The organism is Microbacterium sp. AISO3 (genome assembly GCF_002204305.1).
In the GTDB taxonomy this organism is placed as follows: domain Bacteria; phylum Actinomycetota; class Actinomycetes; order Actinomycetales; family Microbacteriaceae; genus Microbacterium; species Microbacterium arborescens.
The window spans coordinates 144,615-167,359 of the sequence record NZ_NHRF01000007.1 but is presented as its reverse complement, the minus strand read 5'-3'; the positions used below and the strand labels follow the sequence as shown (position 1 = coordinate 167,359).

Genomic DNA, 22,745 nt, shown 5'->3' with positions numbered 1-22,745 from the left:
GCACAGACTAGGCCCCGCGCACAGCCCCTCCCGCCCGTGCTGCGCCGACCAGCGCTGCGACGGGGGCCTCGAAGAAGGCGAGCTCGTGGCGCATCGATCGTTCGAACGCGACGCTCATCCGCTCACGCTCGAACGCCGATGCGCCTGCGGCGGCCCGGTCGGCGATCTCGATCGCGGCACGAGTCGACGCGGCGAACGCGGGGTCGGCATAGGTCGAGAGCCAGTCCCGATACGGATGCCGCGCGTGGGATGCCGCTGCGAACCGCTCGCCCACATCGGAGTAGAGCCAGAAGCACGGCAGGAGGGCGGCGACCAGTTCGCCGTACGAGCCGCGGGCCGACGCCGCATGCAGGTGATCGGTATACGCGAGCGTCGTGGGCGCCGGTTCCGCGGTATCTGCGTCGACGCGCGAGCGATGCAGCTCCGACTCGACTGCGATCGCCGAGGCGGCGGCTTCCGCCCAGAACACCTGTTCATCGCTCCGCGGCGCGAGAGCGCTGGCGCGGGCGAGCACGCGGGCGTACTCCGAGAGGTACAGCGCGTCCTGTTCGAGGTACCAGGCGAACACGGGCTCATCGAGCGACCCCGTGCGCAGCCCGTCGACGAAGCCGCACGCGTCGACGGCTGCGCGCAGCGGAGCCGCCTCGGCCCATACGCGCGCTGTCCACGACACCGACGAGACAGGCGACACCGGCGACGGGAGGTGCGGGCGCAGTTCGTGCAGGTGGTCGACGGGCCCGTTGCCGCGACCGACGCCGAGCGCCGCGCCGGCCGTGATCGCACCGGCCAGCCACGCCGTGGCGCGCGGGAGGGCGTCGGTCCAGTCGACGCCGCTCGCGCCGAGGGTCGCCATCGCCGACGACAGCGAGCATCCGGTGCCGTGCGTGTTGGTCGAGGCGATGCGCCGCCGGGCCACCTCTGCGGCGACGCCGTCCGGCGTCACGATCGCGTCGGGGCAGTCCTCGCCGGCGAGATGCCCGCCCTTGACCAGCACGATCGAGCCCGAGGCGCGGGCGAAGCGCAACGCCTGCGCGAGCGCATCCCGCCACGACCGCGCGACCGGCTCCTCCGTCAGGACGGCCAGCTCGGGGAGGTTGGGCGTCACGAGGGCGGCGCGCCGGCAGAGGTCGCGGATCGCAGCCTCCGCGGCGGGGTCGAGCAGGCGATCGCCGCTCGTGGCGACCATGACGGGGTCCAGCACGACGAGGTCGTGGCCGCGGCGAGCGAGCCAGTCGTCGACGACCGCGATGAGCGGCGCGGAGTGCAGCATCCCGATCTTGATGGCATCGATCTCGACGTCGTCGCCCACGGCGTCGAGCTGCGCGCGCAGGAACTCAGCCGGAGGCACGTGCACCGCCCGCACGCCGCGGGTGTTCTGCGCCACGAGCGCCGTCACGACGGCCATCCCGTAGCCGCCCATCGCGGCGATCGACTTCAGGTCGGCCTGGATGCCGGCGCCGCCCGAGGGGTCGGTGCCGGCGATGCTCAGCACCCGCGGCACCCGGGGCGCCGCCGGTACCCCCGGGGTCACCGGTCGCCCCCGCGGGCGAAGGCACGGGCCGCGGCGGCGGGATCTGCGGCGCCACAGATCGCCGACACGACGGCGACCCCGGCCGCGCCCGCACGGCGAAGCGGAACGACGTCCTCGGCGACGACGCCGCCGATCGCGACGCACGCGAGCGGCGTGGCCGCGGCGCGTTCGGCGAATCCGTCGATGCCGAGGGCCGGCGGGTGATCGGCCTTCGTGGAGGTCGGCCGGATCACACCGACACCGAGATAATCGAGGGTTCCGTGCGGCATCGCGTGGGCGGCTTGCAGATGCGCCGCCGTGTTCGCCGTCCACCCGATGACGGCGCCCGTCCCGAGCAGCCTGCGCGCGGTCGTGGGTGGGATGTCGTTCTGACCGAGATGCACGCCGTCCACGCGGGCACCCGCATCGATGGCGGCGAGGGCGACGTCGACCCGGTCGTCGATGAGCAGGGGGACCCGTCCGGCGATCACCTCCGACAGCACCCGAGCGCGGCGGACGAGCTCCGCCGCGCTCACTCTCTTGTCGCGCAGCTGCACGACGGTCACGCCCCCGTCGATCGCGGCGTCGACGATCGACGGCAGCGCGTCGGCATCGAGCCGGTCATCGGTGACGAGGTGCAGAGCGAGGTCGACCCGGCGGGTCACCGCGTCGCCTCCGCGCCCGCGAGGTGCGCCTCGACCCGGGACCCGTCGAGGTCCTCGGGGCTCAGCGCCGCGAGCGCGTCGAGGAACGCGACGGCGAACGAACCGGGGCCGGACGAGACGGATGCCGCGGCCTCGGCCGCGTGCTTGTGCACGACCGACGCGGCGATCGCCGCCGAGAACGGCTCGACGACGCCGAGGAAGGCCGCCATCGTCGCGCCCAGCGAACAGCCCCCGCCGGTGACCCGGGTCAGCAGGGGATCTCCCCCGCGCACCCGCGCGACCCGCTCGCCGTCGGTGATGAGATCGACCTCTCCCGACACCGCGACCACCGTCCCGGTCCGGCGCGCGAGGTCGACAGCCGCCGCGTGCACCGAGTCCGGGTCGTCGACGCTGTCGACGCCCCGTCCGCCGGAACCGCCGCCGGCGACCGCCGCGACCTCCGAGGCATTGCCCCGGATGATCGCGGGTCGAGCGGCGACGAGCTCCGCCGCGAGAGCGGTGCGGATCGGCAGCATCCCGACCGCGACAGGGTCCAGCACCCAGCGCCGCGTCGCCGCCACGATCTCACGGGCGCTGGCCTGCTGCTGGGGATTCGGGGTGCCGAGGTTGATCAGCACACCGTCGGCGATTCCGGCGAAGATCCCCGCTTCACCGGCGATGTCGACCATGGCAGGACTCGCCCCGAGCGCGAGCAGCGCATTCGCGGTGAACCCGGTGACGACGGCGTTGGTCACGCAGTGGGTGAGCGGAACGGCATCCCGCAGCGCTCGGAGCGCCGCTTCCGGTCCTCGGACGGTGGGCACGACATCGCGCATTTCGACATCCCTTCGCCAGCATTGCACTGGAGCAGGTTCGACGGGTCTGATCTCAGCTCGCGGTCGCGGGCACCCCGTGTCGGGACACGACCATAGCAGGCCGGTTTGCACCCTCTGGACCGCGATGCTTTTCTCCCGGTCCCCGAAGCGCGTAGGTTGCGAGTGAGCGCGCTTCACGGGCCGGCGCGCGAGGGGGTGGGGCCGTGCTGACAGCAGGGGCCGCACTGGTCTGCGCGTGTCTGGCGACCATCGCCGGACTCGTCGGGGTGCTCGCCCTGCGGCCGAGCTGGCGACGCCGCGCTGGACTGCTGCGCTTCGGCATCGTGGGCGCGCTGTCGGCGACGGCGGCGAGCCTGCTGTACCTCGTGCACACGAAGACCGGCGACGCCGCGACCCTCGTCATCAGCGACATCGCCATGGTTCTGGCCCCCGGTCTGGTCTTCGCCGGGCTGGGCTCATTGAGCGGCAGGGTTCTCGCCCGTGCCGGGGTCGCCCTTTCGCTCGCCGCCGTGGTCGGGGTCGTGTCCACGACGGTCGGGATGCCGGCGTCCCTCGCGGTGAAGGTCGTGGTCGTGGCTGCCGCCTGCGGGCTGACCAGCGCCGCGGCGATGCAGCCGGCCATCGCCGCGAGACGCGGGTCCCGGCTGCTCGCGGTGACCATGGCCGCGTACGGGGTCTTCTCCCTGTGCCGCGCCGTCGTCGGGCTCACCACCGGGTGGGATTCGCCCCTCTACCGCTCGGCGCTGTCGGTCGTGCCCACGACTGTCGCCGGCGCTGCGCTCGTGCTCCTCAGCGGGATCGCGCTGCTGATGATCCTGTCGGACCGGAGCGCGGCGCTGGCCACGCAGCGCCAGCGCGCCGCCGGGAGGCTCGACCTCGAACTCGCCCCGACATGGTCGGTCGGCCTGGGCTCGTTCGGCATCGTGCGCGCCGCGCTCGGCCCCGCCCGCGCGGATCGGATGAAAGACGACTTGATCGCCGCGGCACGGACGCTCGATCCGGATGCGGTCGTCGACGCGACGCGGACGGGAACGCGCGTGCGCATCGACGACGACCAGGCTGCCGTCGAGGAGGCGCTCCACGACCGCCTGATCGCTGCCGGGTGGACGCCGGGAGAGGTCAACCTGGTGTCGATCGAGGCAGCGGCGAGCGACGAGGCCGCGGCTGCGGTCGGCGACGGGGCCGGGGCCGGGGCCCGATGACCCCGTCCGCAACCCCCGTTCCTCGATTTCACGCCACCGCCGGCCGCGCGTAGAGTCTGGCCATGGAAGCCGAACTGCAGACCGACATCGTCGTCCGTCCGGTGCGGGATGTCGACGCCGAAGCCCTCGGGCGCGTGCACGCCACCTGCTGGCACGAGACGTACGACCACCTCATCAGCACCGCCGCGCTCCAGAGCGTGTCGCCGCGACGTCTCGCCGAGCTGTGGACGCACTGGGCCGCACAGGGAGAGGACTTCCGGATGCACGCCGCGCTCGTCCGCGGCGAGATCGTCGGTTTCGTGGGGTCGGGCCCGGCTCGCGATCGCGACGCCCCTCGGATGCGCGAGCTCTACTTCATCTACCTCCTCGACGCGTGGCACGGCACCGGCATCGGCCAGCGCCTCTTCGACGCCGCCGTCGAGAAGGACGAGGGCGTCTACCTGTGGGTCGCGGAGGACAACCCCCGCGCGCACCGCTTCTACGAGCGCAACGGCTTCACGCTCGACGGGCAGACGCACACCGAGCCGTTCCTCGGCGAAACGCTGACCGAGGTCCGTTTCGTCCGCTGAGTCGGAGTTCGCCCCGCTCGGCTAGGTCGCGAGGCTTCGGCGAGCTGACTCGCCTCGACTGGCTATTCGGCCTCGGCTAGCGGCCTCGGCTGCTCGGCGTCGGCTGTTCGGCGTGACCGGCGCCCCTCGTCCCCCGTCGAGCTCAGTAGCGAGTTACCAACATTCGAACTTACGTTCGATTCGAATGTCGTACCCCACTGTCATGATGGGAACATGACAGCGAATGGCCTGGGTGGCGAAGTGGGACGCGAAACCCCCGTGCCATCGCAGGCGCTCGCTTTCTCGCGGTATGCCGAGGCGCTCGAGCTCTCCCACGCCGCCGACGTCGCCCGCACCCGAGCGCTGGCCGATCTGGGCCACGCCGCGCTGCACGACGCGCGCCGTGATGGGGTTCGTGGGATGGCGTCGGACATGGAGCTGCGCTCGGTCGCAGCCGAAGCAGCGGGGATGGCGCGGCTGACGGATCGTCGCCTGCAGGGTGAGATCGACCACGCGATGACGGCCATCGATGACTACCCCGCGGTGTTCGACGCGTGGGTGCAGCGGCGGATCGAACGCGGCCACGTCGATGTGGTCGTGCGGGTCGGCGCGGGGGTGCCGGACGAGGTGCGGTCGGCGTACGCGGAGGCCGCGATCGCTGTGTGTGAGCGGGATGTGCCGTCGCGGGTGCGAGGCACGCTGGAAGCTCTCGCGGCCCGGCTTCACCCGCAGGCGTTCACCGAACGCCACAAGACCGCGGCAGCGGAGCGGTGCGTGCGGGTGTTCCACGGGACGGACGGGATGTCGAACCTCGTCGCGAACCTTCCGACGGTCATCGCCGCGGGGATGCTCGACCGGCTCACGCAGATGGGGCAGTCCGTCAAGGACGCCCGGTCGGCGGGCGCTGGTGGCGCCGGGGCGGGTCGCGAGGATGTTGCCGGGGCGGAGGAGCCCGCCGATACGCGGACGATGGATCAGCTGCGGGCCGACATCCTCGGAGACCTCGTCCTCGGCGGCGCGCCCGTCGTCGACCCCACTTATGGGACCGACCGGGCCGGTGGGCTCGGGGCGATCCGCGCACGCGTGCAAGTCGCCGTCACGGCGGAGACGCTGATGGGCAAGGACGAGAACCCCGCCGAAGCCGTGGGCGCGGGGCTTGTCGATGCCGGCACGGCGCGTGAGCTCGCCGGGCGGGTGTCGGAGTGGGACCGACTCTTCATCGACCCCGTCACCCGCACCCCGGTCGAGATCGACACGTACCGGCCCACCGCGTCGATGAAGAAACTCCTCATGGCCCGTGACCAGCACTGCCGTTTCCCGGGATGCCGCCGTGCCGCGATCCGGTGCGAACTGGATCACACCATCGATCACGCCCTGGGCGGGCACACCCACATCTTCAACCTCGCCCACCTCTGCCAGCGGCATCATTCGATGAAGCAGTTCACGAAGTGGGAGGTCAGGCAGGTCGGCGGTGGAGTCCTGGAATGGACCTCACCCCTCGGTCGGTTGTACCGCGAAGACGTCCCCATACCGGCGGTGTGCTTCACGATCGACACCGCCGATCCGCCACCGGATGCCGGAACCGGCGGACCACCGCAGGATGACGCGGCTCCCTTCTGACGGCGGCCGAGACGGTCAGGGCTGCGACACCGCGCGGCATCCGCGCGCGTCAACGGGTGATGGTCGTGCCGAACAATCGTGCGATCGGTACGAGGACAGCGGGGCGAGCGGCGACGCACGCGCCGACGATGACGCCGAGCGACAGCACGAAGAGCCAGAACCCGGTCCAGTTGTCGGCGTACGCCGCCGGGTCGGCCGACCCTTGCGCGGCATACATGTGATTGAGGTTGCGAAGCGCTCCCGTGGCCAGGACGAGAGCGACATGGGTCACGATGAAGACGACGAAGAAGAGCATCACCAGCACGTGCAGGCGTCGCGCCCACTCGATCGGATACAGACGGTTGAGCCTCCCGTCACCACGCGGCCAGACGGTGCTGAGGCGCGCACCGGTGGCGACCGCGAGCGGAGCAGCGACGAACACCGTCGTGGCGTAGGCGAGCTGCTGCAGGCTGTTGTAGTTGACCCAGCCGTTCTCCGTCGGCCAATCGAGCGACACGTATTGCAACGCCGCCGAGACCGCGTTCGGCACGACCTCCCAGCTCGTCGGCACGATGCGCATCCACTGTCCGGTCGCGAAGAGCAGGATCACGAACACGACGCCATTGCCCATCCAGAGCACATCGAGCGCCTGGTGGAACCAGATCGTGAGGCTCGTCCGGCGCTTCGGCCTGCCCCGCGGCGACCAGAACACCCGGGGACGCTTCTCCTTCCGCGCCTGCAGACCCGTGCGGATGATCAGCACCATCAGGAAGGCGTTGAAGAAGTGCTGCCAGGCGAGCCACGGCGGAATCCCGACCGGCGCCCCCGCCGGCAGCGGGTATGCGCCCGGGTACCGCTCGACGAACCCACGCATCGCATCGAGGCTCAGCGCCCAGCGGGCGAACGCGACGGCTCCCGCGGCCGCGAGCACCAGTGCGACGCCGGCGGCCACGATCACCGTCACCCGCCGGCGTGCGGCGGCCCCGCGTTCGACCAACACCGCGGCGGGTCAGCGGTGGCGGAAGTCGGGGGCGCGCTTCTCGGCGAAGGCGGCCATGCCTTCCTTCTGGTCCTCGAGCGCGAACAACGACGCGAAGAGCGTGCGCTCGAGGCGCAGCCCTTCAGCGGCGCTCGTCTCCTGCGAGGCGCGCAGCGCCTGCTTCGCCGCATAGGCGACCGGCAGCGATCGCGATGCGATCCGTTCGGCGACGGCACCGGCTTGCTCGAGCAGCTGCGCCGCCGGAACCACACGAGATACGAGTCCGGCGCGCTCCGCCTCCTCCGCCGGCATCCGACGTCCGGTCAGCACGAGCTCCGCGGCCTTGTAGTAGCCGACGGCGCGCGTCAGCCGCTGCGTCCCGCCGATGCCCGGAATGACGCCGAGATCTATCTCGGGCTGCCCGAACACCGCGGTGTCGGCGGCCAGCACGATGTCGCACATCATCGCCAGCTCGCACCCGCCGCCGAGCGCGAACCCGGCAACCGCGGCGACGACGGGGGTACGCACCCGCGCGAAGTCCTCCAGCGCCGCGAAAGGGTTCTCCATGGACATGTCGCGGGCGCTCTTGCCCGCCATCTCCTTGATGTCCGCGCCGGCCGCGAACGCCCGCTCCGAGCCGGTCACGACGATCGCGCCGATCGCCTCGTCGCGGTCGAACGCCATGGCCGCGTCGGCGAGTTCGGCGACCAGCGTCGAGTTCAGGGCGTTCAACGCCTCCGGTCGGTTCAGTGTCAGCCAGCCGACGCGCCCTCGCGTCTCGCTGACGATGGTCGTGTAGTCGCTCATCCCCTCATCGTGCCACGCGCCTCTCCGCGCGTCTCCGATCGGTTGCCGGGCATTCACATGCCGGACACGTGCGGAGAGTACTCACGACCTGCACCCGTTCACCCGACCAGAGGACACCTATGCCTTCGCCTGCCCGGAGCCGCACGGTTCCCCGCACGCTCGCCGCCGTCGCGACGGCCGCACTCACCTGCACGCTGGCGCTGACGCCGCTCACCACGGCATCCGCCGCGATCGTCAGCGAACCGATCACCGACTCCGCTCCCGGTGCCGCACTCGCACTGACGCCGATCGGCACGCACGAGACCGGCGTCTTCGACGAGTCGGCCGCCGAGATCGTGCAGTCGTACCGCGACCGCCTCTACGTCGTCAACGCGCAGGCCGGCTCGGTGACGGTGCTCGACAACAACGACCCGACCACGCCGGTCGAGCTGTTCACCATCGCCGATGCCGGCACGGCGAACTCCCTCGCGATCCGCGACGACGGTCTCGGCGTCGTGGCCTTCGAGGCCGAGGACAAGACCGCGAACGGGTCACTGGTCTTCTTCGACGCGAACGCCGGCGACGCGGCATCCGCTCGCCTCGGCTCGGTCACCGTCGGCGCCCTGCCTGATATGGTCACGATCTCGAAGGACGGCGCGTACGCGGTCGTCGCGAACGAGGGCGAGCCCGCCGGCGACTTCTCGGTCGACCCGGAAGGATCCGTCGGTGTCGTCGCGCTTCCCAAGACCGTCTCGGCTCCCGCGCAGGCGGCCGTGCGCACCGCGGGCTTCGGCGCGTTCGAGCCCGGCGGCTCGAAGACGCTTCCGGCCGGCGTGCGCGTGTTCGGACCGGACGTCGCGGCACCGGACCAGGGAGACAAGCCCCTCGACGCCAACCGTGTCAGCCGCAACCTCGAGCCCGAGTACATCACCGTCGACGGCACGACCGCTTACGCGGCGCTCCAGGAGGCGAACGCGATCGCCGTCGTCGACCTCGCCAAGGCCGAGGTCACCAAGGTCGTCCCGCTCGGGTTCAAGGATCACGGCGCGACCGGCAACGGGCTCGACGCGAGCGATAAGGACGGCGCGATCAACATCGCCACCTACGCCGGCCTGAAGGGCGTCTACATGCCCGACGGCATCCAGTCGTACTCGGCCACGGCGGGCGGCAAGGCCACGACCTACCTCGTCACCGCCAACGAGGGTGACGCCCGCGAGTGGGGCGACTACGCGGAGGCCGTCCGTGTGAAGGACCTCGGCAAGAAGGGGCTCCCGGCCGTCTGCGCCGATTCCCCCCTCGCGGCGCAGCTCGGCGATGCAGCCCTCGGACGTCTGAACGTCACGATCGAGGACGGTCTGCGCGCGGACGGCAGCTGCTACGACGAGCTGTTCTCCTTCGGCGGGCGCTCGTTCTCGATCTGGGGCACCGACGGCTCGCTGGTGTTCGACTCCGGCGATCAGTTCGAGCAGATCCTCGCGCGCGTCGTGCCCGAGTACGTCAACTCGAACCACACCGAGGCCAACCTCGAGGGACGCAGCGATGACAAGGGCCCCGAGCCCGAGAACCTGTCGATCGGCACGGTCGGCGGCCGCACGTACGCCTTCATCGGCTTCGAGCGCGTCGGCGGCGTCATCGTCTACGACATCACGGACCCGAAGGCACCGGCTTACGTCACGTACGTCAACAACCGCGACTTCAGCGCCGCCGCCGACGCGCCGGCTGCGGGCGACCTCGGCCCGGAGGGCATCCAGTTCATCCCGGCGCACCGCTCACCCTCGGGACAGGCTCTCCTCGTCGTCGGCAACGAGGTGTCGGGCAGCACGACGGTCTACGGCATCGAGCAGCTCGTCGGCGGCGCGCCGGTGACGCAGCCCGACATCCGCATCCTGACGATCAACGACTTCCACGGCCGTCTCGTGCCGGAGTCGAACGGCGTGGCGGGCGCCGCGGTGCTGGCGGGGGCCGTGGAGTCGTTCCGTCGGCAGAACCCGAACACGCTGTTCGTCTCGGCGGGCGACAACATCGGCGCATCGGCGTTCGAATCGTTCATCGACGCCGATAGCCCGACGATCGACGCCCTGCGCACCGCGGGACTCGACGCGAGCGCGGTGGGCAATCACGAGTTCGACCGCGGGTTCGCCGACCTCATCGACCGCGTCATCCCCCGCTACGAGGGCGACGCGGATGCCGACGCGTTCAGCGACCTCGCACTCGGCGCGAACGTCTTCGTGAAGGGCACCGATGAGCACGCCCTCAAGCCCTACACGATCAGGGAGGTCGACGGCACGAAGGTCGCCTTCGTCGGCACCGTGACCGAGCAGACCGCGGGCATGGTGAGCCCGCAGGGCATCGCGGGCATCGAGTTCCGCGACCAGGTCGCATCGGCCAACGATGCCGCGTCCGCGGCGGTCGACGACGGCGCCGATGTCGTGGTTCTTCTCGCTCACGAGGGATCCGCCGGCTCGGACTGCGCCGCGATCGCGACCGAGACCGGCGACTTCGGCGACCTCGTCCGCGGCGCGTCCGACGACATCGACGCGATCGTCTCCGCTCACACGCACCAGAGGTACGCGTGCGAGATCGGCGGCCGCCCGGTGATCCAGGCTCACCAGTACGGCACGACGCTGGGCTCGCTCGACATCGAGCTCACGGATGCCGGCGACCTCGCGTCGATCACCCCCGGTACCGTGTCGCTGTACGACACGACCGTCGGCCAGTACATCGCCTACCCCGACACCGAGACGGCCCAGGTCGTCGCGAACGCGGTGCGCATCGCGGACGAGAAGGGCCGCGTGCAGGTCGGCTCGATCACCGCCGACATCCTGCGCGGCAAGACCGCGTCGGGCTCGGAGGACCGCGGCGTGCACTCGACGCTCGGCAACACCGTCGCCGACGTCTACCTGTGGGCCACGTCGCAGAACCCCGCCTACGGCGGGCGCGACGCCGAGGTGGCGTTCATGAACCCGGGCGGCCTGCGCGCCGACCTGATGCTCGGCGACGACAACGGCGCCGTGTCGTACCGGGAGGTCGCCAACGTCCAGCCGTTCGCGAACACCCTGGTCACGCTCGAGCTCACCCCGGCACAGATCAAGCAGGTGCTCGAGGAGCAGTGGCAGCCGGCAGGAGCGTCGCGCCCCAAGCTCGCGATGGGCGTGTCGAAGGGCTTCACGTTCGAATACGACCCCGAGGCGACGCGTGGCTCGCACATCCGCTCGATGCAGCTGAACGGTGAGCAGCTCGCGCTCGACGACACCACCACGAAGATCCGCGCCGTCACCAACTCGTTCCTCGCGGGCGGCGGCGACAACTTCGGCACCTTCGCGACGGGCACCGGCACGGCGGATTCGGGCCAGGTCGACCTGCAGGCGACCGTGGAGTTCTTCGCCGCCGTCGGCCCGGTCTCACCCGCACCGGCGAACCGCGCCTACCTCGCCGGCGAGCAGCCGCCGGCCGAGCAGCCGGGCTTCCCCGGGCCCGGCGCGCCCGGTGACGGCGAGCCCGGCGAGCCCGGCGAGCCCACCGAGCCCGCACAGCCGTGGGCGACCGTCGAGCTCGGCAGCGGCACCGTCGCGCAGGGCGGCACGCTCGCCGTGACGGTGACGGGCCTCGAGCCGGGGCAGCGGGTCGCCGCGACGCTGTTCAGCGAGCCGATCGTCGTCAGCGGCATCCCCGCAGCCGACGCCTCCGGCCGCACGGCGTTCTCGATCGCGATCCCGCGGGACTTCGAGGTCGGCGCGCACCGCCTCGTCGTGACGTCGGGCTCGCTCGCGCCGATCGAGGTCGGCGTCACGGTGACGGCCGCCGCGCCTGCGGGCACGATCGCCGTCACCGGCGGGACCGCCCCGATCGGGTTCGCGGTGGCGGGCGTCCTCGCCCTCGCGCTCGGTGGCCTGCTGGTCGCCGCGCGTCGCCGCCGAGCCGCCTGACCAGCCCGAATCGGCCCGGGCCAGCCCCGAGGAAGTCGTCAGCCGGCGGCTTCCTCGGGGCGCTCTGCTGCCTCGACCTCGGCCTCGTCCGCGACGTATCCGTCGACGTGCCGCTCGGCGGGGCCGTCGTACGCCGACAGCGGGCGGATGAGCGCGTTGGCGGCGTACTGCTCCATGATGTGCGCCGTCCAGCCGACCACGCGGGCCGCGACGAACAGCGGCGTGAAGGTGACGGTGTCGAACCCCATGAGGTTGTACGCCGGCCCCGACGGGTAGTCGAGGTTCGGGTAGATGCCCTTGCGGCCGGTGAACTCGCGCTCGAGGGCGTCGTAGAGCTCCGCGACATCCGGGCGGTCGTAGTGGGCGACCAGCGCGTCCAGCGCCGCTTTCATCGTCGGCACCCGCGAATCGCCGCGCTTGTAGACGCGGTGACCGAACCCCATGATCTTGCGCTTCTCGGCGAGCGCCCGGTCGAGCCAGGCCTCGACGGCGGCGGCATCCCCGATCTCGTCGAAGACGTGCATCACGGCCTCGTTGGCGCCGCCGTGCAGCGGCCCCTTCAGCGCCCCGATCCCGCCCACCACCGCGGAGTACAGGTCGCTGAGCGTCGACGCGATGACCCGCGCCGTGAAGGTCGAGGCGTTGAACGAGTGCTCGGCATAGAGGATCAGCGACCGGTTGAACGCGTCGACCACGACCGGATCGGGCTCCTCACCGAAAGTCATCCACAGGAAGTTCGCCGCGTCGTCGAGATCGTCGCGCGGCTCGACGATCTCGAGCCCCCGACGGCGACGCTGCCCGTAGGCGACGACCGCGGGCAGCACCGCGAACAGGCGCAGGCTTCGCTCGCGGTTGCGCTCGGGCGTCCCCACCGCCTCGAGAACGGATGCCGCGCCGGCGGTGTCGAGAGCGCCGAGAACGCTCACGGCGGTCCGCACCTCGTCCATCGGGTGCGCGTCCACCGGCATCCGGTCGATCGCCTCACGCAGCTCCGGCGGCAGCGCACGGTGCGGCCGAGCCCGTCGGCGCTGCTCGGCGAGCTGGTCGCCGGTCGGCAGCTCGCCGTGCCACAGCAGATGCGCCACGGCATCGACCGGCTGGGTCGCCGCGAGCTCCTGCACCGGGTAGCCCCGGTAGAGCAGCGAGTTCGTCTCCGGATTCACCTTCGAGATCGCCGTCACATCGGCGACGACCCCCACGAGCCCCTTGCGGATTTCTTGCTCGGTCATGTTCTGTTCCCTCTCCGTCGAGTAGCCAGAATCTGCGGGTCTCAGCCCCGGTCGATCGACTCATTCTGGCGAGTGGACAGGGTGAAGTCGAAGACCGACGAGTCGAATCGCGTGTAGCCCTCGTAGTCGACGAGGTCGTACAGGTCGGCGCGGTGCTGCATCTCGCCGAGCTTCGCGGTCAGGTTCCCGGCCGTCGTGAGCTCGTCGAGCGCGCGGCCCGCCGCACCCATCGCGATGCGCAGCAGCGAGACCGGCCAGATGACGATCCGCACGCCCGCGTCGCGCAGCTGGTCCACCGTGAACAGCTCCGACTTCCCGAACTCGGTCATATTCGCCAGGATCGGCACGTCGACGGCCGACGCCATCGCCTCGAACTCCGCGAGGTCGCGCATCGCCTCGGGGAAGATCGCGTCGGCCCCGGCGTCGACGAGCGCGCGGGCGCGGTCGACCGCGGCATCCATCCCCTCGATCGCCCGCACGTCGGTGCGCGCCATGATGAGGAAGTTCGCGTCGCGCCGGGCATCGACGGCAGCCCGGATGCGGCCCACCGCCGTGTTCTCGTCGACGACGCTCTTCCCGTCGAGATGCCCGCATCGCTTGGGGTTGACCTGGTCCTCGATGTGGCATCCCGCGAGCCCGGCATCCTCGAGCGTCTGAATCGTACGGGCGACGTTCATCGGCTCGCCGAACCCCGTGTCGGCGTCGATGATCGCCGGAAGCTCGGTCATCCGCGCGATCTGCTGTCCGCGTCCGGCGACCTCGCTGAGCGTGGTGAGACCGACGTCGGGGAGCCCGAGGTCTGCCGCGATGACCGCGCCCGAGACGTACACGCCGTCGAAGCCGTGCTGCTCGATGAGCCGGGCCGAGAGCGGGTTGAATGCTCCCGGGAAGCGCAGCGTCTCACCGCTCGCGAGTCGTTCCCGCAGCACGCGGCGCTTGTCGGCCGCCGTGGTCTGCGAATACAGCATCAGAACAGCCCCCGCGGGTTCGGTGCCGACGCGATGACTCCCTCGCGCGCGACGATGTTCAGTTCGCGCACCTCGTCAGCTGTGAGCTCGGGCAGGCGCTGGGCGAGGTCGAGGAAGCGCTCGATCTCGGCCGGTTCGAGGACGGGCTCGGCGAGGATCCGGAACTTGCGGATGTAGTCCTCGCGGGCGAACGGCCGGGCCCCGAGCGGGTGGGCGTCGGCGACGGCGATCTCGTCGATGATCGTCGAGCCGTCGGCCATCCGGATCTCGACGCGCCCGCCGAAGGCCTTCTCGGCCGGATCCTCCGAGTGGTAGCGCCGGGTCCACTCGGCATCCTCGGCCGTCGTGATCCGCCGCCACAGGGCGATCGTGTCGGGGCGGGCCGCGCGCTCGGGCGTATACGAGTCGACGTGGTGCCACCCGCCGTCCTGCAGCGCGACCGCGAAGATGTACGGGATGGAGTGGTCGAGCGTCTCGCGCGACGCGGTCGGGTCGTACTTCTGCGGGTCGTTCGCGCCCGAGCCGATGACGTAGTGCGTGTGGTGGCTCGTGTGCAGGACGATGCTCTCGACGTTCGCCGGGTCGCGCAGCTCGGGGTGCTCGCCGTGGAGCTTGCGGGCGAGGTCGATCCACGCCTGCGCCTGGTACTCGGCCGAGTGCTCCTTCGTGTACGAGTCGAGGATGCCGCGCTTGGCCTCCCCCGGCGCCGGCAGCGGCACGGTGTAGGCGGCGTCCGGTCCGTCGAGCAGCCACGCGATGACGCCGTCCTCGCCCTCGTAGATCGGGTTCGGGCTCGTCTCGCCGCGCATCGCGCGGTCGACGGCCTCGACCGCGAGCTTGCCGGCGAACGCGGGCGCGTGCGCCTTCCAGGTCGAGATCTCGCCCTTGCGCGACTGGCGGGTCGCCGTCGTCGTGTGCAGCGCCTGGCCGACCGCCTGGTAGATCGTCGGGGTGTCGAGCCCGAGCAGCGTGCCGATGCCGGCGGCGGCCGAAGGCCCGAGGTGGGCGACGTGGTCGATCTTGTGCTTGTGCAGGCAGATGGCCCGCACGAGGTCGATCTGGATCTCGTACCCGGTCGCGAGGCCCCGCACGAGCGCCGCGCCGTCGGCACCGACGTGCTGAGCGACCGCGAGGATCGGCGGGATGTTGTCGCCGGGGTGCGAGTAGTCGGCGGCGAGGAAGGTGTCGTGGTAATCGAGCTCGCGCACCGCGACGCCGTTCCCCCACGCGGCCCACTCGGGGCTCGTGCGGTCGGTCACGCCGAACACGCTCGCCCCCGCGCCGCCCCGCGAGACCGGGTGGTCGAGCGCCTGCGCGCGGGCCGAGCTGACGGGCGCCCGGGTGAGCGATGCCGCTGCCACGGCGGCGTTGTCGATGATGCGGTTCACGATCATGTCGACGACCTCGGGCTCGACCTCGACGGGGTCGACGGCGACCTCCGCGATCTTCCAGGCGAGCTGGTCCTCGCGTGCGAGCTCCTCGTCGCTGCGGTGGACGCGGACGTGATGGCTGACGGTCATGCGGATGCCTCCAGGGAGTCGAGGATGCTGGTCAGGGCGTTGTGCAGGTGGACATGGGTCGCGTGGGCCGCGAGGTCGGCGTCGCGGGCGGCGATCGCGCTCGCGATGAGCCGGTGCTCCCCGATCGACGCGGCGAGCCGCGCGGGGTTGTCGCGCGCGAGGCGCCGGACCCGCACGAGGTGAGCGCGAACCTTCGTCAGCGCCGACGTCAGGTAGGCATTGCCGGCCGCGTCGTCGAGGGCGGCGTCGAAGCGTGCGATGAGCGCGTAGTACGCGTCCGGGTCGCCCGCGGCTGGCGCCTCAGGCTGCGCCGTGCGCTCGAACGCCGCGGCGAGTTCGGCGAACAGCGCGGCGTCGCCCCGGGGTGCCGCGAGCCGTGCGGCGGTCTCTTCCAGCGCACGCCGCACCTCGAAGAGCGATCGGATGTCGTCGCGATCGATGTCGGCGACGACCGTCACCCGCGGCGAGGCCTGACGCACGAGGCCGTCGGCCGCGAGCCGCCGCAGGGCCTCGCGCAGCGGCGTGCGGCTGACGCCCAGCCGGGTCGCCTGCTCCACCTCGCCGAGCACCGCGCCGGGCGCGAGGTCGCCGTTCTGGATCTCGGTCAGCAGAGCGGCGTACGCGCGCTCTCCCGCTCGTGCTCCACCCTCGGCCGCCATGCGGCGATTGTATACACAAGAGCACGCAAACGGGCCCAAATCACCGGAATCCAACGTGAACGTATACAGAAATCGCATCAAGCCGGGCCCCGGGTACCCTTGCCCGAGTGAGTTCCGACCGATACACCGTGGCCACCGACGGCGCCTGCAAGGGCAATCCCGGACCGACCGGCTGGGCCTGGGTCGGCGAGGACGGCCATTGGGCCGCCGGAGCGATCCCGCAGGGCACGAACAACATCGGCGAGCTCCTCGGTCTGCTCAAGGCGATCGAGGACCACCCCGACGTCCGCGAGCTCGTCGTTCAGGCCGACTCCAAGTACGCGATCGACACGTACGCATCGTGGATGGACGGCCATCGCCGCCGTGGCTGGAAGACCTCGACCGGCGCGCCGACGAAGAACCGCGACATCCTCGAGCAGCTCATCGCCGCCCGCGACGCCCGCCGTGCGCGCGGCCTGCCCGACGTCATCCTCGAGCACGTCCGGGGACACCGCGGCCACGTCCTGAACGAGTGGGCCGACGAGCGAGCCGTGCGCGGCGCCGAGCACGCTGCGAAGGGCACCGCCAGTGCCTGGTCATCGCTCGGCGGGCTGCACGAGAAGCTGGACGTCTCGGAGGCGCCGAAGAAGAAGCGCTGACCCTGAGTCACAGCTTGTCGGCGAGGGCGCGGGGCAGCCAGACCCGGGGGTCCGCGAAGTCGCTGATGATCACGCCACCGGCGGGAACCGCATCGTCGTAGCGCGCCAGATCGAGACCGTGGGGCGAGACGGGCGCCTCGGCGGACGCCGCAGTGCGGATCCGCACGATCGCGGCCGCAAGCTCAGGGCCCAGCCGGTCGGCGGTCTGCCGCTGGAGGTCGGCCGCTCGGTCCTGCACCGTGGCCAGCGCGGCCAGAGCGACGAGCGCCGCCGACGCGACGATGGCGGCGCCGCGACCGAGCGTGAGCGCTGCCGCGCCGACGAGTGTCATCGCAATCAGGACGGTAGCGGCGACACTCAACGCGACGACGACCCCCTCCAGGTTCTCCGCGGGAACACGGAAGCCCGTAGACATGACGAGCGCCAGGGCGGCGCAGATCGCAGCCAACACCAGCACCCACCCGTTCCACCCGACGCCCGGCGCCCGACCGCCGTAGCGGCGGCGCAGCTCGGCGCGGGCCGACTTGTTGCCTTCCTCGCCGATCGCGCGAGCGGCGTGCCAGATCTCCACAGCGTGCGCCCGCTGACCGGCGGCGTCGAATACCAGCATCTCCGCGTCGCGCGGGTGGAATGACCGCGAACCGAGGCTTCCGCGTACGTTGCGACGCGCGGCTTCGGATGCGACTCTGATCGACTCTTCGTCCGTCACCGTCAGGCGCGCTTCCTCCAGCGCACGCTCGCAACGATCGCGTCGCAGACGAGCTCCATCGCATCGATGCCGTCGTCGGGGATCTCGGTGCCGTCCACACGCTGGAGGATCGTCGATCGGAAGACGAGCGCTCGCTTCTGCTCGTCGGGCACGCGGATGAGATAGCCGTGACCTGCAGTGCGCACCTCCGCACCCTCGATCGTGGAGGTCTTCGCCGCAGACCACTTCAGGATCGTCCCGCGCTCGTCGAGCGGCCGTGCCCGGTAGCGCTGCACCATCGTCGCCCCCAGATCGGATGCCGTTGCACCCGCGGGTGCGATGAGCCACGAGGCGACGAGCGAGACCGGGATCGCGTCGTCCTCGCCGGCCTGCGACGGCGAGAAGACCCGGATGATGTCGGCACGCGTCGCCTCGGCACGGGCCGAAGCCACCGTCTCGCGCAGCGCCGCCAGCACCGCACCTCGGGAAGCGACCGGGAGCGCCGCGACGGCAGCGTCGACACGCTCATCCACCGATGCGAAGTCGGGCGTGTGAGCCTCCCAGCCGGTGGGCAGGAGCACCGCGAACGACGGCTCGCTCACGGTCTCACCGATCAGCTCCGCGCGCAGCGACATGGGGTTTCCTTCCGTCGGGGGTGCCAGCCTATCGAGCCGGCTGTGTCAGATCGCATCGCGCACCACCTCGGGGATCCACGAGGCCAGCAGAGCGTCGATGATCACGCCGCCGGCCGGCACGTGCGGATCGATGGGCTCGAGCGCGATGCCCTCCGCGGCGAGTGCAGCGAGCGTCGCCGTACGCAGCTCGACGATGCGGCGCGCACGCGCGGGCCCGAGCGCGACGACGAACCCGACGACCCCGACGACAGCCGCGACGATCACCACCGGCGTCGAGTGTCCGGCATCCCGGCTCATCGTGAAGCCGGCCGCCACGAGAAGCCCGACGGTCGCCGTCGCCATGTCGTCGGGTTCGAAGCGCGCACCGCGGCCGAGAGCGGCGGCCACGGCCGCGCACAGCGCTCCCACGAACAGCACGGCGAGCGGCCACCCGCCCGGGTGCGTCGCACCGTGGCGGGCACCGGTGAGGACTAGCGGGCCGGCCGCTTCCGCGTCTTGGCGAGCGCAGCCGGAAGCCAGCGATCCGGGTCGGTCTTCGCGGCGATGAGCGCCGAACCGACCGGTGCGGACGGGTCGAACGCGGCGAGAGCGGCATTCCGTTTGCCGAGGTCGGCGAACAGCACCGTGCGGACGCGCAGGATCACCGCAGCGGCGCCTGGATCGAGTTCGGCATTCAGCCGTTGCTGCGCTTCGCGCGCCCCCGCCTCCACCTCGTCGATGGCGCTCAGATAGGCGCGCTCGACGCAGAGGTCGATCTCTTCGGTCGCCTCGGCGTCGCGCCGGCGCACGGCGACGATGACGAGGCCCACGATGACCGTGACGATCAGGCACACGAGTTGCGCCGTAGCCGGCCAGACGAGCCCATGGGAGAAGCTCAGCGCCACCGCGGCCGCCAGGGCGACGCAGGTCACGAGCTGCATGCGCAGGACGAACCGGTTCAGCGGTCGCAGCCTCGAGGCCGCGAGTGAGATCGCGTTCGCGAGGGCGCCGACCACGGCGAGGATGGTGGCCACGATCGCCACGTCAGCCGGATCGGACCGGATGCCCGACGCGAAGGCGGCCGCCAGCACGCTCGCCACGACGGAGAGGAACATCGCGAAACCGATCCAGCCGCGCTCGGGATTACGCGCGCCGAAATCGCGGACGAGTCCGCTCTTGGCCCGCCGCACCGCTTCGGAGCCGAGGTCGCGAACCGCGTCCGACGCGCAATCGGCCACGGCCCGTTGGCCGGCGACATCGAACACGTTGACCTCGGCCATGCCGGGTGTGAACTGCGGGAGGGCCATGGCCGACTCGACGCGGGGCTTGGCGCGCGCGACCAGCGTCTCGACCTGCTCGTCCGACACCGCGTTCACGTCAGCGCAGTCAGATCTCGTCATTCATGACGTCCGGAACCCAGGCGGCGAGCATGGCATCGATGATCACTCCGCCCGCGGGAGTCCGGGAATCGACGGGCTCGATCAAGATGCCTTGCGCCGAGAGCCCCTCGAGCGTCGCGGTCCGCAGCTCCACGATTCGGCGTGCACGCTCGGGCGGCAGGGCGGCCGAGACCTCGGAGCGCAGCCGCAGCGATACCGCCTCCACCTCGGGCAGCGTCTCGGCAAGCCCAACGTTCGCCGCGGTGTCGACAGCCTCGGTGTCTGCGGCGTTGCGCGCCCGGGCAACGAGCACGATGACGAATCCAACGACCCCGACGAAAGCAGCGATGAGCACAGCCGGCGTCAGCGGACCGGAGTCCCGGCTCATCGCGAAAGCCGCTGTTGCGAGGAGGCCGACTGTGACAACACCATGTATGCGGATGACTGCGCGGTTGAGGGCGCGCCCGCGGGCCGCGACCATGACGACGACGCAGGTCGCGGCCGCGACACCTGCGAGCACGACGGTGACGGTCGCCGTGTCTTCCGGGTCGAACCGGACGCCGCTGGCGAGGGCGGCCGCCACCGCCGCGCACAGCGCACCGACGAACAGCACCGTGAGCGGCCACCCGCCCGGGTGTCTCGCGCCGTGCCGTTCGCGCAGACGACGTCGCATCGCGCGACGAGCCTCCTCCGCCGCCTCGCGAGCTTCGTGCCACACTCTTAGCGCGAGCTCGCGCTCGCCAACGGCGCTGAAAGCCGCGAGTTCGACGATGTGCGGTTCCACGTTCCGGGGCAGTGCCGGCGCGATCTCCGCGCGCACGGCGGCGAGCTGCGCCATCAGCTGCGTATCTGTCATACCTCAGACCTTTCGGATACGTCGATAGTCGAGAGCGCGCGCTGCGCCAGCACCTGAGCCGCAGCCGCCGCAGGGGGTGCGAGCGGCGAGAGTGCAGCGACGACACAGCGACCATCGACGTCCAAGACGTATGCCGTCGACACGGTCTGCGGCAGGGCGACGCCATCGTCGTCGCGCTGAACCGGGTCCAGCACGGTCGCACGCCACCCACGGGCGGTGCCGAGATCCACCGCTAACATCTCCGCGCCCCAAGGCGAAGGGAGCAGCGCTTCGGCGACATCGCGCGCTTCCTCCGCATTCGAGGGCGCGGGGGCACCGGCGACCCCGAGCACCCCCAGCATTCCGTAGATCCCCGACGATGGCACGGTGAGCAGCAGCGCGAGGCTGAGCTCGCTGCCGAGCGTTGCATAGAGCGCAAGCCGGGCGGCGTCCTCGACATGTCTAGCAGTATCTGCCGGGGCGCTGGCCACCCGGGCGGCGATCCAATTGTTTACCTCCGCGTGAGCGTGGGGCACGGGACTCCAGATCGCGGGGTCAGCGCGCAGGACTATCTCGGAAACATGCGATGACATGTCAGCCTCCCCCGGCGGACGACCGAACGCGGTACAGCTGCCGAGCTTATCGCGCGAGCGAGGTGAGACGTTCGCTACCATCCTTGGCGATCCCGATGACGTCGAGCATCACGTCGATAGAGCCGCCGAGAGCCTCCGGCAGGTTTGTCGGGTTGCCAGCGAGGGCGTTCCACCCAGCCCTCCACCCGCCGACCCAGCGATTGCCCTGCGCGAGGTAGGCGGGCATGTTCACGACCCGCATGAGATTCTGCGAGTTCAGGCCGTGCACGGTGAATAGATCGGGGATGCGTCTGGTGAGGAACTGGTTCAGTGACGTATGGAGGTCGGCGAACTCGCTCCCGCCGAGACGAAATGCACCGCTGAGCCGCGGGAACCGGGCGCCTGCCCCCGCGAATTGAGCGAGGTCCCCCAGCTTGGCGAGCTTGCCGAAGGGGATGATGCCGACGGCGGCGAGTGCGACGCTCTGCCAGTCACCGCGCCCGGCGTTCAGCTTGGCGATCTCGCCGAGAAGGCTCAGCACTCCAGCCACTGCGGCCAGCACACCGGCAAGCAATGCAAGTGGGCCGGTCACGAGGAAAGCGACCACGAGCAAGATCACGCCGACGACGAGCAGAACGTCGAGCATGGCCTCGACGAACGGCATCGAGTTGTCCCAGAAGCTGTCGGACACGCCGTCGGCGTTCGTGCGCTCGAGGCTGTTGACGGCCGTGTCGTAGGCCGACTCCCATGTCTCGACAGGCGCGTCGTAGGTTCCCCAGTAGGCCTCCCACGACGACACCGCGGCATCGAACGCTGCCTGCGCGCCGGCGGTGCTGGGCCGCGTGCCGGTCTGCTCGACGTCGGGATGCAGACGTTCCTGGGTGTCGAACTCGTGCTGGTCGGACTCCGCACCGCTCAGGGCGCGCGATGCCTCGTTGACCTCGGGCCACGTCCGGTTCGCTCCGTCGACCCGCCAGTCGCTGTCGGCCTGGACGGTGCTGAGCGCGGTCGCATACGCCGCCAGCGCGGTGCCACTGGGGCGGTACCGGCGAGCCGCCGTCTGCAGGTCTTCGTAGACCTCCTTCGCCTGCTCGCGGACCGCCTCGAACGACTCGCCACGGCCCACGGTGCCGTCGGCGAACCGCTCAAGGGTCGCCGCCGCACGAGCCATCTTGTCGCCGAGCGACTCGATGTCGGCAGCCCGTGCGCTGATCGCACCGGGATCACCCTCGATCTTGCGCACCCGCCGACGACCCGGCGTCGAGGGCATCTCCTCGCGGGAGTAGATGAACGAGTTCTCGGTCATTCGGCGGACTCCATGCTCTGCGCGAGTTCCAGATCGGCCTGCTCCCAGCCCTCGCGGGCGTCGTCGAGGCGCTTCTTCATCTCTTCGAGGTTGCGACGCTGGGTCTCGCGCTTGTCGTCCCACTCGGACTCGAAGTCCTCGGCGGCACGGGCGAGACGACTGTCGCCCTGGGGGTTGCCGATCGCACCCACCAGGTCACCGGTGCGCGAGCCGGCGTCCTCGAACTCGGCGATGATGTCGCTCAGCGCATCGCTGAGCGCTTGCATCGAGTCGAGCGGAATGTCTACGCCGTCGGCCATTGCGGTCC

22 protein-coding genes and 1 riboswitch are annotated in these 22,745 nt (G+C 71.0%); of the genes, 5 read left to right on the top strand and 17 right to left on the bottom strand.

Annotated features, from left to right (window positions below):
* Window positions 1-7: 7 nt before the first annotated feature.
* The 3 genes from CBF90_RS11925 to thiM all read right to left on the bottom strand — a co-directional run bounded on the left by CBF90_RS11925 (window position 8) and on the right by thiM (window position 2,990).
* The gene (locus tag CBF90_RS11925) at window positions 8-1,531 is read right to left on the bottom strand and encodes a bifunctional hydroxymethylpyrimidine kinase/phosphomethylpyrimidine kinase (protein WP_242435667.1); all 1,524 of its coding nucleotides are present in this window, start codon (window positions 1,529-1,531) and stop codon (window positions 8-10) included.
* Complete coding sequence (gene thiE / locus CBF90_RS18420; RefSeq protein WP_064956307.1) at window positions 1,528-2,175, bottom strand: thiamine phosphate synthase; 648 nt, start codon at window positions 2,173-2,175, stop codon at window positions 1,528-1,530. Before thiE ends, CBF90_RS11925 begins: the two co-directional genes overlap by 4 nt.
* Entirely contained in the window at window positions 2,172-2,990 is an 819-nt protein-coding gene (thiM, locus tag CBF90_RS11920; protein ID WP_088380692.1) for a hydroxyethylthiazole kinase, read from the bottom strand. Before thiM ends, thiE begins: the two co-directional genes overlap by 4 nt.
* Window positions 2,981-3,077: riboswitch (TPP riboswitch) on the bottom strand. (Overlaps the previous gene by 10 nt.)
* A 116-nt stretch (window positions 3,078-3,193) precedes the next feature.
* Between thiM and CBF90_RS11915 the strand changes: the two genes are divergently transcribed.
* From CBF90_RS11915 to CBF90_RS11905, 3 genes are all read left to right on the top strand, one after another.
* Window positions 3,194-4,192: a hypothetical protein gene (locus tag CBF90_RS11915; protein ID WP_088380691.1), complete on the top strand. Its 999-nt coding sequence runs from the start codon at window positions 3,194-3,196 to the stop codon at window positions 4,190-4,192.
* 62 nt (window positions 4,193-4,254) lie between these two features.
* The gene (locus CBF90_RS11910) at window positions 4,255-4,761 is read left to right on the top strand and encodes a GNAT family N-acetyltransferase (protein WP_023952650.1); all 507 of its coding nucleotides are present in this window, start codon (window positions 4,255-4,257) and stop codon (window positions 4,759-4,761) included.
* Between the two features lie 213 nt (window positions 4,762-4,974).
* Window positions 4,975-6,360, top strand: a complete 1,386-nt coding sequence (locus CBF90_RS11905; RefSeq protein ID WP_219817644.1) for an HNH endonuclease signature motif containing protein — start codon at window positions 4,975-4,977, stop codon at window positions 6,358-6,360.
* A 49-nt stretch (window positions 6,361-6,409) separates the two neighbouring features.
* Here the strand turns inward: CBF90_RS11905 and CBF90_RS11900 are convergent, their stop codons facing one another.
* Window positions 6,410-7,339 (bottom strand): cytochrome b/b6 domain-containing protein, encoded by a 930-nt coding sequence (locus tag CBF90_RS11900; RefSeq protein ID WP_242435666.1) that lies wholly within the window; start codon window positions 7,337-7,339, stop codon window positions 6,410-6,412.
* Window positions 7,340-7,348: 9 nt separating this feature from the next.
* Window positions 7,349-8,125 carry an enoyl-CoA hydratase-related protein gene (locus CBF90_RS11895; RefSeq protein ID WP_088380690.1) on the bottom strand — a complete coding sequence of 259 codons (777 nt, stop codon included), beginning with the start codon at window positions 8,123-8,125 and terminating at the stop codon, window positions 7,349-7,351.
* Window positions 8,126-8,244: 119 nt separating this feature from the next.
* On the opposite strand from CBF90_RS11895, the gene CBF90_RS11890 reads away from it, so the two are divergent.
* Window positions 8,245-12,030: a choice-of-anchor I family protein gene (locus CBF90_RS11890; protein WP_088380689.1), complete on the top strand. Its 3,786-nt coding sequence runs from the start codon at window positions 8,245-8,247 to the stop codon at window positions 12,028-12,030.
* A gap of 38 nt (window positions 12,031-12,068) precedes the next feature.
* On the opposite strand, the gene CBF90_RS11885 is transcribed toward CBF90_RS11890, so the two are convergent.
* The 4 genes from CBF90_RS11885 to CBF90_RS11870 are packed head-to-tail and all read right to left on the bottom strand — an operon-like array spanning window position 12,069 to window position 16,406.
* The gene (locus tag CBF90_RS11885; protein WP_088380688.1) at window positions 12,069-13,259 is read right to left on the bottom strand and encodes a bifunctional 2-methylcitrate synthase/citrate synthase; all 1,191 of its coding nucleotides are present in this window, start codon (window positions 13,257-13,259) and stop codon (window positions 12,069-12,071) included.
* Window positions 13,260-13,300: 41 nt separating this feature from the next.
* Window positions 13,301-14,227, bottom strand: coding sequence for a methylisocitrate lyase (gene prpB, locus CBF90_RS11880; RefSeq protein WP_088380687.1), 927 nt, complete (start codon window positions 14,225-14,227; stop codon window positions 13,301-13,303).
* Entirely contained in the window at window positions 14,227-15,747 is a 1,521-nt protein-coding gene (locus tag CBF90_RS11875; RefSeq protein WP_071918583.1) for an MmgE/PrpD family protein, read from the bottom strand. Before CBF90_RS11875 ends, prpB begins: the two co-directional genes overlap by 1 nt.
* Window positions 15,744-16,406 carry a GntR family transcriptional regulator gene (locus tag CBF90_RS11870; protein ID WP_088380686.1) on the bottom strand — a complete coding sequence of 221 codons (663 nt, stop codon included), beginning with the start codon at window positions 16,404-16,406 and terminating at the stop codon, window positions 15,744-15,746. Before CBF90_RS11870 ends, CBF90_RS11875 begins: the two co-directional genes overlap by 4 nt.
* 107 nt (window positions 16,407-16,513) lie before the next feature.
* On the opposite strand from CBF90_RS11870, the gene CBF90_RS11865 reads away from it, so the two are divergent.
* Window positions 16,514-17,044, top strand: a complete 531-nt coding sequence (locus tag CBF90_RS11865; protein ID WP_036304688.1) for a ribonuclease H — start codon at window positions 16,514-16,516, stop codon at window positions 17,042-17,044.
* Between the two features lie 7 nt (window positions 17,045-17,051).
* Here CBF90_RS11865 and CBF90_RS11860 read toward each other — a convergent pair whose 3' ends face one another.
* The 8 genes from CBF90_RS11860 to CBF90_RS11825 all read right to left on the bottom strand — a co-directional run bounded on the left by CBF90_RS11860 (window position 17,052) and on the right by CBF90_RS11825 (window position 22,737).
* The gene (locus CBF90_RS11860) at window positions 17,052-17,654 is read right to left on the bottom strand and encodes a hypothetical protein (RefSeq protein ID WP_141097157.1); all 603 of its coding nucleotides are present in this window, start codon (window positions 17,652-17,654) and stop codon (window positions 17,052-17,054) included.
* 101 nt (window positions 17,655-17,755) lie between these two features.
* Complete coding sequence (locus CBF90_RS11855; RefSeq protein ID WP_023952665.1) at window positions 17,756-18,367, bottom strand: hypothetical protein; 612 nt, start codon at window positions 18,365-18,367, stop codon at window positions 17,756-17,758.
* Between the two features lie 45 nt (window positions 18,368-18,412).
* Window positions 18,413-18,784, bottom strand: coding sequence for a hypothetical protein (locus CBF90_RS11850; protein WP_064956316.1), 372 nt, complete (start codon window positions 18,782-18,784; stop codon window positions 18,413-18,415).
* A 53-nt stretch (window positions 18,785-18,837) separates the two neighbouring features.
* A complete protein-coding gene (locus CBF90_RS11845) occupies window positions 18,838-19,746 on the bottom strand; it encodes a hypothetical protein (RefSeq protein ID WP_141097156.1) in 909 nt (302 codons plus the stop codon).
* Complete coding sequence (locus tag CBF90_RS11840; protein WP_137749882.1) at window positions 19,733-20,581, bottom strand: hypothetical protein; 849 nt, start codon at window positions 20,579-20,581, stop codon at window positions 19,733-19,735. Before CBF90_RS11840 ends, CBF90_RS11845 begins: the two co-directional genes overlap by 14 nt.
* Window positions 20,578-21,153, bottom strand: a complete 576-nt coding sequence (locus tag CBF90_RS11835) for a hypothetical protein (protein ID WP_088380683.1) — start codon at window positions 21,151-21,153, stop codon at window positions 20,578-20,580. The genes CBF90_RS11840 and CBF90_RS11835 overlap by 4 nt, the downstream gene beginning before the upstream one ends.
* Before the next feature lie 46 nt (window positions 21,154-21,199).
* The gene (locus CBF90_RS11830; protein WP_088380682.1) at window positions 21,200-22,438 is read right to left on the bottom strand and encodes a hypothetical protein; all 1,239 of its coding nucleotides are present in this window, start codon (window positions 22,436-22,438) and stop codon (window positions 21,200-21,202) included.
* The gene (locus CBF90_RS11825; protein ID WP_023952676.1) at window positions 22,435-22,737 is read right to left on the bottom strand and encodes a hypothetical protein; all 303 of its coding nucleotides are present in this window, start codon (window positions 22,735-22,737) and stop codon (window positions 22,435-22,437) included. Before CBF90_RS11825 ends, CBF90_RS11830 begins: the two co-directional genes overlap by 4 nt.
* Window positions 22,738-22,745: the final 8 nt, after the last annotated feature.